Source organism: Streptomyces sp. NPDC000941, assembly GCF_053599555.1.
Window position 1 is genome coordinate 1 of sequence record NZ_JBSFMM010000380.1, and the last position, 6,000, is coordinate 6,000.

General features: G+C 68.2%; 1 protein-coding gene and 1 pseudogene. Both read left to right on the forward strand.

The features are described from left to right. Window positions 1-2,732 (forward strand): SDR family NAD(P)-dependent oxidoreductase (locus ACWDSL_RS51205; RefSeq protein ID WP_450496370.1); only part of this gene is annotated, 2,732 nt, incomplete at its 5' end. An 89-nt stretch (window positions 2,733-2,821) separates the two neighbouring features. Further along, window positions 2,822-6,000 (forward strand): annotated as a pseudogene (locus tag ACWDSL_RS51210) (type I polyketide synthase); the annotation flags it as partial.

The following is a 6,000-nucleotide window of genomic DNA, read 5'->3' on the forward strand; positions in this document are numbered from 1 at the left end:
GGGTTCCGGTGGACTATGCCTCGCACACCTCGCATGTCGAGCGTATCGAGGAGAAGCTGGCCGGGTTGCTGGCGGGCCTCGAACCGCAGCCGTCCCGGATCCCGCTGTACTCCACGGTGGACCGGGGCTGGCTCGGCGACACGCCCGTCGATGCTCACTACTGGTACCGGAACCTGCGGCAGACCGTGCACTTCGAGTCGGCCGTCGAGGCGCTTGTGGCCGCGGGGCACCGGGCGTTTGTCGAGGTCAGCGCGCACCCCGTGCTGACCATGAGCATCCAGGAGGCTCTGGACGGCAAGCCGGGCACGGACCCCGTGGTCACCGGCACCCTGCGGCGTGACGAGGGCGGGCTCAACCGCTTCCTCGCCTCGCTCGCCGAGGCGTACGTCCAGGGTGTGCCGGTGGACTGGACGGCGGCGTTCGCCGACACCGGTGCTTCTCGTGTCGAGCTGCCCACCTATGCCTTCCAGCGCAAGCGCTACTGGCTGGACGTCGCATCGACACCGATGGCCGGTGGCTTCCAGGGGCGTACGGAGAGCCTGGACGGGAGCTTCTGGGCGGCCGTGGAGCGCGGCGATGTGGAGTCGCTGGCCACGGCGCTGGCGGTCGAGGGCACCGAGGAGCAGTCCTCGTTGACCTCTCTGCTGCCGGCCCTGTCCTCCTGGCACCGGCAGCGCCGTACGCAGTCGACGCTCGACGCCTGGCGCTACCGGGTCATCTGGAAGCCCTGGGTCGCCGAGCGGACCTCACCGGCAGCGTTGAGCGGCAGGTGGCTGCTGGTCACCCCGGCAGGAGACGCGGACACCGCCTGGGGGACCGCAGCCTCACGAGCGCTCGTCGCGTGCGGCGCCAAGGTCGCCCGGGTGGAGTGGAACGCCACCGAACACGACCGCGCCCAGTCGGCCGTGCGGCTGCGCGAGGCCCTTGCGAACGCCGCGGCCGAAGGCGAGGAGGTCAGTGGCGTACTGTCGCTGCTCGGACTCGACGAGACCCCGCACCCGACGCACTCAGTGCTCTCCCGTGGTCTGGCCGGCACGCTGCTGTTGGTACAGGCGTTGGGCGACGCCGGGCTGGACGCGCCATTGTGGCTCGCCACGCAGAACGCGGTGACCACCGGGCGCAAGGGCGAAGGAGCCATCAGCCCAGCCCAGGCCCAACTGTGGGGCCTCGGAAGGGTTGTTGGGCTGGAACACCCCGAGCGATGGGGCGGTCTGATCGACCTTCCCGAAGCGAGTGTGCCGTACGCCGCCGAGCGACTTGGCCACGTACTCGCCGGGGCTTCGACCCACTCCGAGGACCAACTCGCGGTGCGCGCGGCTGGGGTGTTCGTACGGCGGCTGGTTCCCGACCCGCGTGGTGACATTCGTCCTGTACGGGAGTGGAACCCGCACGGTACGGTCTTGATCACAGGGGGCACCGGTGCGCTCGGCGGGCAAGTCGCCCGCTGGCTCGCACACTCGGGTGCGCAGCATCTCGTCCTGACCAGTCGACGCGGCGCGCAGACACCGGGAGCCGCTGATCTGGAGAAAGAACTGACGGGGGTCGGTGTGCGTGTGACGGTGGTCGCATGCGATGTCGCGGATCGTGCTGCGCTCGCAGGGCTGCTGGACGGGTTGCGGGCCGAAGGCTCACCCGTGCGGTCGGTGGTGCATGCCGCGGGCGTGGCGGAGTCCGCGCGCATCGACGAGACCGATGTGGCGTCGTTCGCGGATGCCGCGGAGGCCAAGGTCGCGGGTGCGGTGAACTTGGACGAACTGTTGGCGCAGGACGAGCTTGACGCGTTCGTGCTCTTCTCCTCGAACGCGGGGGTTTGGGGCAGCGGTGGTCAGGGCGCTTACGCCGCGGCCAACGCCCACTTGGACGCCCTGGCGCTGCGCCGCCGTGCCCGTGGCCAGGCGGCGACCGCCGTGGCCTGGGGCGCGTGGGCGGGAGGCGGCATGGCCGCGGATCGCGAGGCGGAGCAGCAACTGCGGAGGCGTGGCGTGCTCGCCATGGACCCGGACCTCGCCATCGCGGCGCTGCAGCAGACGTTGGACCACGATGAGGCGAACTCGGTGGTGGCGGATGTGGACTGGGCACGGTTCGTGCCCGGTTTCACGGCGGCGCGGCGACGGCCGTTGCTCGACGAACTGCCCGCGGTCCAGGAGATTCTGCGGGCCGAGAACAGCGACGTGGAGCAGGCGGACGGCGACTCCACCGCATCACTCGCCCAGCAGCTCGCCGAACTGACGGCGGCCGAACGCGACCGCACCCTCCTGGACCTGGTGCGCTCCCACGCCGCCGCCGTGCTGGGACACGCGGGCCACGACTCGGTCGGCGCCGGCCAGGCGTTCAAGGAGCTCGGCTTCGACTCTCTGACCGCTGTCGAACTCCGCAACCGGCTCCAGTCCGCCACCGGGCTGCGCCTCCCCGCCGCGCTGGTCTTCGACTACCCCACGCCCACGGATCTCTCCGACTACCTCCGCGTCCAGCTGGTCGGCTCCGAAGCCGCCTCTGAAGAACCCGCGTTGACGGAGCTCGACAAGCTGGAGGCCGCGATATCCGCCTCCATGACCCTTACGGAAAGAGAGGAACTCCGCACCGAGGTCACCACCCGGCTACAGGTCCTGCTTTCGAAGCTGAGTGAAATGCAGGGGGAATCGAGTGACGCGCCGGATACGCGAGGCCAGATCGCATCGGCATCGGATGACGATCTGTTCGACTTCATCAATCAAGAGTTCGGCAAGTCCTGAGCGACTTGGGAAGAGCGTCCGGCGACTAACCGAAACTGACGAGGTCTGACATGGCGAACGAAGAAAAGCTCCGCGAATACCTCAAGTGGGTTACTGCTGACCTGCACGAGACGCGCAAGCGCCTTCAGGAGCGGGAAGCGGAAGAGCGGGAGCCGATCGCGATCACCGCCATGAGCTGCCGGTACCCGGGCGGCGTGGCAGATCCGGAGGACTTGTGGAAACTGCTGTCGAGCGGCGGTGACGCGGTCTCCGGATTTCCCGAGGGCCGAGGCTGGAACATCGACGAGCTGTACGGGACGGGCCCGGGTCGCCCGGGTCCCGATACGGCGGGCACCATCTGCGCGCGAGAAGGCGGATTCGTCTACGACGCCGACCGATTCGATCCGGCCTTCTTTGGGATATCGCCGCGCGAGGCTCTGGCCATGGACCCACAGCAGCGGCTGTTGCTCGAGACGACATGGGAGGCTGTCGAGCGCGCTGGAATCAATCCGGCCTCGATGAAGGGCAGTAAAGCCGGTGTCTTCGTCGGCGGCACCCCCTCCGGCTACGGCTCCGGACTCGGCGCCATCCCCGAGGATGTCCAGGGCCATCTGCTGACCGGCAGTTCCGGCGCTGTGCTCTCCGGGCGGCTCTCTTATTTCCTCGGCATCGAGGGTCCGGCGGTGACGGTGGACACGGCGTGTTCGTCCTCATTGGTCGCGCTTCACCAGGCCGTGCAGGCGCTTCGACAGGGCGAGTGCTCGTTGGCTCTCGCCGGTGGCGTCACGGTGATGTCGACCCCGGTGGCTTTCGTGGAGTTCAGCCGTCAGCGGGGGCTTGCGGCTGACGGCCGCTGCAAGTCGTTCGCCGAGTCCGCGGATGGCACGGGCTGGGGCGAGGGCGCGGGGATGCTCCTCTTGGAGCGGCTGTCGGACGCGCAGCGGAATGGGCATCCGGTGCTTGCGGTGGTGCGGGGTTCGGCGGTGAACCAGGACGGGGCGTCGAATGGGTTGACCGCGCCGAATGGTCCGTCACAGCAGCGCGTGATCCGCCAGGCCCTCACGAACGCCCGCTTGTCCGCCGCCGATGTGGACGCGGTAGAAGCGCACGGCACGGGGACGACGTTGGGTGACCCCATCGAGGCCGACGCACTTCTCGCCACCTATGGGAAAGAGCGGCCCGAGGGGCGGCCGCTGTGGCTGGGCTCACTCAAGTCCAACATCGGTCACACCCAGGCCGCTTCAGGTGTGGGCGGTGTGATCAAGATGGTGCTGGCGATGCACCATGGCGTGCTTCCGCGGACCCTGCATGTGGACCAGCCGACGCAGAAGGTGGACTGGTCCGACGGTACGGTCAAGCTGCTTACGGAAGAGCAGCGGTGGCCGGAAACGGGGAATCCGCGGCGGGCGGCCGTGTCGGCCTTCGGCGTGAGCGGGACGAATGCGCATGTGATTCTGGAGCAGGCGCCTGTGGTTGAGGCGGAATCTGAGGAGCCGACGGGGTCTGTTGTGATGCCGGTGGTGCCGTGGGTGGTGTCGGGGCGTGGTGCGGGTGCGTTGCGGGGGCAGGCGGGGCGTTTGTTGTCGCGTGTGGAGCGTGATGGGGGGCTTTCGCCGGTGGATGTGGGGTGGTCACTGGCGTCGGGGCGGGCGGCTTTCGAGCATCGGGCGGTGGTGGTGAGTGAGGGTCAGGATGGCTTGTTGACGGGGTTGGGTGCGCTGGAGCGGGGTGAGTCGGCGCCGGGTGTTGTTGTGGGTCAGGGTGTGGGTTCGGGTCGGTTGGCGGTGTTGTTTTCGGGGCAGGGCAGTCAGCGGGTGGGTATGGGCTGTGAGCTGTATGGCCAGTATCCGGTGTTCGCGGGAGCGTTTGACGAGGTGTGCGGGCTGCTGGACAAGGAGTTGGCTGGGCACGTTGAGCGGTCTGTGCGTGATGTCATCTTCGGTGATGATGCTGTTCTGCTCGGTCAGACGGTGTTTACGCAGGCGGGTTTGCTCGCGGTTGAGGTGGCGTTGTTCCGGTTGGTTGAGTCGTGGGGTGTGGTGCCGGAGTTTGTGGGTGGGCATTCGGTCGGTGAGATCGTGGCGGCCCATGTGGCGGGCGTGTTGTCGCTTGAGGACGCGGCGCGGCTGGTGGCGGGGCGGGGTCGGCTGATGCAGGCGCTGCCCGCCGGTGGCGCGATGGTTGCTGTCCAGGCCGCGGAGGACGAGGTGGCGCCGCTTCTGGCCGAGTATGGCGACCGGGTTGGTATCGCTGCGGTCAACGGTCCGACCTCGGTGGTGGTCTCTGGCGATGAGGATGCTGTCCTTGCTGTGGCTGAGACGCTGCGAGGTCGGGGGCGTAAGACCAGGCGTCTTGAGGTGTCGCATGCGTTCCACTCCCCTCGTATGGACGCGATGCTGGACGACTTCCGCGCCATTGCCGAGAGCCTGGACTACGCCGCGCCGCGCATCCCGGTGGTCTCCAACGTCACCGGGAATCTGGCCACCTCCGATGAGCTGGGCTCGGCTGACTACTGGGTGCGGCATGTTCGGCAAGCGGTGCGATTCGCGGATGGGGTGGCTGCGCTCGCCGAGCAAGGCGTCACGACTTTCCTCGAACTGGGCCCTGACGGCGTACTGAGCGCCATGGGTCCCGATGTTGTTGGCGAGGGCCTGTTCGTTCCGGTGCTGCGAGCCGAGCAGCCTGAAGTGCGGAGCCTGCTTTCGGGTCTGGCGCAGGCGTGGGTAAGCGGCGCGGTGATGGACTGGACGCGGGTGTTCGAGGGCACAGGCGCGTCTCGTGTCGACTTGCCGACGTATGCCTTTCAGCGGGAGCGGTTCTGGCTGGATGCTCCTGGCGCAGTGGATGCGGTGGTGGTGGATGAGGTGGAGGCGCGGTTCTGGGAGGCGGTGGAGCGGGAGGATCTGGAGTCGCTTGCTTCGACGCTTGAGCTGTCGGATGGTGAGCAGTTGGGTGCTGTGCTGCCGGTGTTGTCGTCGTGGCGGCGGGGGCAGCGGGTGCGGTCGCGGTTGGATGGGTGGTGCTATCGGGTCGGTTGGAAGCCGGTGTTGGTTGAGTCGTCGGCGGTGTTGTCGGGGACGTGGTTGCTGGCTGTTCCCGCTGCTCTGGTGGAGGACGCGTGGGTTGCCGATGTCACTCGGGGGCTTGAGGGCCGTGGGGCCGACATCGCGTGTGTCATCGTCGAGTCGGGTTCCGGTCGGGCTGAGTTGGCGCAGGCCGTGTTGGAGGCGGGCGGTTCGTCTGTGAGTGGTGTGGTGTCGTTGGTGGCGTTGGACGAGTCGTTGTGTGG